Raw genomic sequence first — 5,299 nt, 5'->3', positions numbered from 1 at the left:
GTTGGATCCGACGGAAATCTTGTGCTCCAGGGCCGATTTGGAGGCAAGATCGGTGAAAACCTTTTCTACCGTCTCTACCTCGGCGGTTCAGATCGGGATCATTTTGAAAACCCCGACAAGAGCCCTGTCCATGAAATGCTCAAAAAACGTACGGGAGGATTTCGGCTGGATTATTCCCCGACACCGGACACATTTTTTTCCACAGAAGGAGCTGTCCATCTTTCGACAGACGACTATCCCGACAGTGAGAACCGTCACAGGAACCATTTTCTTTCAACAGCCTTTTCCCACTCCTTTACTCCGGATATCGATTTTGAATTTCTGGGATATTACAACCGGGCAAACTCCATATATTTAAAGACGGATTATAGCCGGGCCTTCAGTGTTACTATTGAGGACAGCAGCGCAGAATTTCATATTGACTGGCGCACAACCGGCAGTAACAGGTTAATGGCCGGTGCGGGATTGAAATACTCGGTTTTTATGCCTGGAGACGGATATATCACCGATTTCATGGACGACAGGGACGTCTGGCATTTCTTCAATATTTTCCTCTCGGATGAATACGCCCTTCTTCCGGATAAACTCTGGCTTACAGGCGGTATTAAACTGGAACATAACTCCAGATCTGATCTGGATTGGCAACCAAACATCCGCCTTCTTTATAAATCATGCCCCACACAATCTATCTGGATAGCGCTGTCAAGAGCCCTGAAAATGCCTGACTATCATGATGCGGCCACTTATGTTGAAAATTATCCCGCGTATAACACGAATACCGGAGAGACAAAAAACATAACACTCACCTGGACAGGCAAACCGTTAAAAAATGAAAAATTCACCTCCTATGAAATTGGCTACAGATCTCAAATCACTCCTGTTTTTTCCACAGACATCGCCCTGTACTACAACAGAAGCACAAATGTCAGTTCATATGATTCCATAGAACCTTCTCCCAATTCCTACATATTGTTTTTCAGATATGACAACACATCCAGCGCCTATGGCTCGGAAATTTCATTCTCCTGGATTCCTGAAGGACCATGGTCAGGAAGCGCGTCATACAGCTACCTGACAAACGAAATCAACTATGGCCGGAAAAACTCCAGTGAAAGAACACAGATCCACAGGCTGCAACTGCATGCCAACCATCAAATATCCGAGAAACTCCTCCTCAGCGGACATTTATACTGGAATAGTGAAGAGTCCATCAACACCACAACACTGCCTGAATACCTGCGGCTTGACCTGACCGTTCAGTACAAATTAAGTGATTCCATGAAACTGTCTCTGACAGGACAAAATCTTCTTGATGATACCCACCGGGAAATAGACGATACGGTGTACACATTTTACAATACCGAAATTCCCCGGACAATTTTACTCAACTTCACCATCAATTTGTAATGATCGCAGACTGCTGCCGTGCGAAAAAATTTTTTATTATTTTCTTACAGACTGTCCTGCTCCTCTTTGCCGATACCACAACATCAGTCAATGCCCGATCCACAAAAATCCCTGAGTATTATATAAAGGCAGGTTTTCTGGCCAATTTTGCCCGCCTTGTCGACTGGCCCCGTGACCACCTGGAAAACAGTACAACTCTTTTTCTCTGCGTTATGGACCCGACCGTATTTGGTGAATCACTGAATACCATCGACGGAAAAATTATTCATGGCAGAAGACTCTCCGTATCGACCTGCAGCAGAAAAACAGATTTCAACCGATTACATATCCTGTTTTTCAATTCACCGGACAGAACCTCAAGAAAAAATCTTATCGCCCGGTGCAGGGAAAAACCGATTCTGACCATTGGAGAAACTCCGGGTTTTGCCCGACATGAAGGAATGATAAATTTCTATAAGGATAAAAAGAGGATCCGCTTTGAAATAAACAGGCAGAGAGCAGAAAAAGCCGGTCTTAAAATCAGCTCACGACTCCTGAAACTGGCAAAAATTGTTTCAGACTCACCAAACAGGAGTAAATGACCATGCTCCTGTTTTCAGCTGCTTCCATCAAGCAAAAAATCAGAATTATCCTTATGATCACCAGTGGCTGTGGCCTGGCAATTGCGGCACTTTCCTTTTCCACCCATCATATATTTTCTCTTAAAAAGGACACCGCTCAAAAAATAGCAACCATTGCGCGGATCGTCAGTAAAGACGCAGGCTATGCCCTGGCTTTCGATGATCCAGACGCAGCCTGGGAAACCCTGTCCGCTCTGGAAAACCAGGATGATATCACCACCGCCTGTATTTTTGATAAAAACGGTGAACTGTTTGCCCGTTACCTGCGACCAACATTGAACCCGCCGTCCTGTAATTCTGCCGAATTACAGGACGGCACCGTCTGGGGAGAAAAATTCCTGGACATCACTCAGCCCATCAGCTTTGACAACGAACAGTTTGGAACAATTCTGATTCGCTACAGTTTAAAAAAAATTCACAGGCAGATACAATTATATATCGGGACTGCAGCGGCCATTTTTATCTTTTCCATCCTCCTGATCCTCTTCCTCTCCCTTTTTTTTGAAAAAACTCTTCTCTCCCCGATTCTCAAACTGAAAGAAACAGCAGACCATATCACCAGGGAGAAGGACTATTCCCTCAGGGCAGAAAAAATTCATAACGATGAAATCGGCAACCTGGTTGATACCTTCAACAGAATGCTGGAGGAAATTCAAAACCGGGACAGAAAACTGGCCGGCCAGAATATACAGCTTGAAAAAACAGTAAAAGAAAGAACTCTCCTCCTGCAACTGCAGAACAGGAAACTGGAAAAAAGCAACAACAGTCTTGAAGAAGCCGTACAGAAAGCAAAAAAAATGGCCCGTAAAGCAGATGAAGCCAACAGGTATAAAAGTCTCTTTCTTGCCAATATGAGCCATGAAATCCGTACACCCATGAATGCGATACTCGGGTTTGCGGAACTGCTCCAGGAAAAAATAGACGATGAGCAGTACAGGGAATATCTCCTGTCCATTTCCAGTGCCGGAAAAAACCTGCTCAGGTTGATTAACGACATTCTTGATCTGTCAAAAATTGAGGCCAATATGCTGGAGCTCAGGTATGGTCCCGTCTGCCTCACCGATCGTTTTAGGGAAATCGAACAGATGTTTTCCAAGACAATAGGTGACAAGGGCCTTCAGTTCACTATCAACTATGAATCCAACCTCCCCGGCTATATCCTTCTGGATGGAGACAGACTGACACAGATTCTGATCAATCTTGTTGGGAATGCGATAAAATTTACAGATAAAGGTTCCATTACGCTCTCAGTTGCGACTTCTCCCGGAAAAAATCCCGATACTGTTGATCTCACGATCAGAATCCGTGATACCGGCATAGGAATTTCCGAGGATCAACAGGAAGCTGTCTTTGCAGCCTTCAGACAGTCTGCCGGACAGAATGGTGGTAAATATGGCGGCACCGGGTTGGGACTGACAATAAGCAGACGTCTTGTGAAAATGATGAATGGAGAAATATTTCTTGAAAGCACAGGGGGACAGGGGACCCTTTTTACAGTCGTCTTTAATAATGTCGAAATTACTTCCGACTATAATAGTCCTTCTCCCTCCCGACCAGATGTTCCGTTCACCTTTTCCCCCGCCACCGTACTGGTAGTGGATGATTCTCCGATCAACCGGACCCTGTTGAAAAGCTACCTGGAAAACATGCACCTGGACATCTTTGAGGCGGAAAATGGCAGAGAAGCCATTGAACTGACGAAAAAAAACAGTATCAACCTTATTCTTCTCGACATGGAAATGGATGTGATGAACGGTTACGAAACCGCACGGTTACTTAAAAATTCCCTTGAAACAAGCCGTATTCCGATTATCGCCACGACCGCATCCGTCATGGCATTCAACAGAAAAAAAATACTTGATTCAGGCTGTGATGCAATTCTGGAAAAACCAATTGGAAAATCCAGTTTCCTGGAAGTTCTGCGGCACTATCTCCCCGGAAGGAAAGAGAAAACAGGGGATACAATATCCGACAGACCGGTTGCCCCAGCCGGTCCATTGCCTGTCACAGATCCACGCCTCCACGAACAAAAGGGAAATATTGACCTTTTCATTCTTGATTACAACAAGTTACTGAAAGAGCGATTTGCAATAATCCGGGAGACATCCATTATGGATGAAATTGCCGGATTTGCCGGGGAGATAGAATCCCTGGCGACGAAATACAGCCTTGAATTCCTTATCACATGGAGCAGGAACTGCAAGGAGTGGGCTGAGAATTTTGACGTGAACAGGGTAATAACATCCCTGGATGATTTTGAACAGATCATCTCGAAAATGGATACTTCATACAGAAAGCAAACGAAGGATGAGGATGGCAGGAATGGGCGGCTCGATACTGATCGTTGATGATATGCATGAGAACCTCAAGTTGCTGGGCAACATCCTCACTGGCCGGGGATACAGGGTTGCCTTTGCCGACAACGGGCAGCGGGCCATAGAAATTGCCGGAAAAATTTATCCGGACCTCATTCTTCTCGATATCGCAATGACCGGACTGGATGGACTGCAGACCTGCAGAAAACTGAAAGACACACCCGATCTCTCCGAAATCCCAGTAATCTTTCTGACCGCAAAAACCGAAACTGACGATATTATCAAAGGTTTTGAAGCGGGAGGAGCTGACTATATCACAAAACCTTTCAACGCAAAAGAACTGCTGTCACGGGTAAAAACCCATATAGAATTCAAACGCAGCCGGGAACTGCTGAAAAAGGAAATTGAGAAGAGAAAACATATCCAGCAGGAGCTGGAAAAAGCAAACACCAGGTTACGACAACTGGTCAATATTGACGGGTTAACCGGTCTTGCCAACAGAAGATATTTTGATTTCTCCCTTGAAAATGAAATAAAACGAAGCAGAAGAACAAAGAAATATTTCTCTCTTATACTCGGTGATATTGATTTTTTTAAACTCTACAATGACCACTTCGGACATCTCAGGGGAGATGAATGCCTCAAGGATGTTGCCCGGGTCATTAAAAAGAAAAGTGGCCGGCCGGGAGACCTGCCGGCAAGATATGGCGGTGAGGAATTTGCAGTGATCCTTCCCGATACCAATATCGCCGGTTCAAAAAAAGTGGCGGAATCAATTCGCCTGGGAGTCCAGGAACTCAAACTTCCTCATCCAGCCTCACCTGGTGCCGGCACGGTTTCAATTTCACTGGGAGTTGCCAGTTTTCTCCCGACTGATACACCTTTCACAGGAAAAGACATCATACTCAGTGCCGACAGGGCCCTGTACAAAGCAAAAAATCTCGGTCGCGATCGGGT

Annotated in this window: 4 protein-coding genes; all 4 read left to right on the top strand. The window is 45.2% G+C overall.

Going from position 1 to position 5,299, the window contains the following annotated elements:
- The coding region (locus tag ACXLDX_RS14065) for a TonB-dependent receptor plug domain-containing protein (protein ID WP_457577820.1) at nucleotides 1–1,407 on the top strand (1,407 nt) is incomplete at its 5' end.
- Nucleotides 1,407–1,988: a YfiR family protein gene (locus ACXLDX_RS14060; RefSeq protein WP_457577819.1), complete on the top strand. Its 582-nt coding sequence runs from the start codon at nucleotides 1,407–1,409 to the stop codon at nucleotides 1,986–1,988. The genes ACXLDX_RS14065 and ACXLDX_RS14060, both read left to right, overlap by 1 nt.
- 2 nt (nucleotides 1,989–1,990) lie before the next feature.
- The gene (locus ACXLDX_RS14055) at nucleotides 1,991–4,375 is read left to right on the top strand and encodes an ATP-binding protein (protein ID WP_457577818.1); all 2,385 of its coding nucleotides are present in this window, start codon (nucleotides 1,991–1,993) and stop codon (nucleotides 4,373–4,375) included.
- Nucleotides 4,350–5,299: diguanylate cyclase (locus ACXLDX_RS14050; RefSeq protein WP_457577817.1), on the top strand; the 950-nt coding region annotated here is incomplete at its 3' end. The genes ACXLDX_RS14055 and ACXLDX_RS14050, both read left to right, overlap by 26 nt.

The sequence above is a fragment of the Desulfomarina sp. genome, from assembly GCF_054039375.1.
The sequence above is the reverse complement of the archived record's forward strand: the minus strand, read 5'-3'. Positions and strand labels throughout refer to the sequence as shown.

Excerpts from the sequence above, each read along its gene's own strand:
- ACXLDX_RS14055 (WP_457577818.1), top strand. The coding sequence starts at position 1,991 with ATGCTCCTGTTTTCAGCTGCTTCCATCAAGCAAAAAATCAGAATTATC.
- ACXLDX_RS14060 (WP_457577819.1), top strand. The coding sequence starts at position 1,407 with ATGATCGCAGACTGCTGCCGTGCGAAAAAATTTTTTATTATTTTCTTA.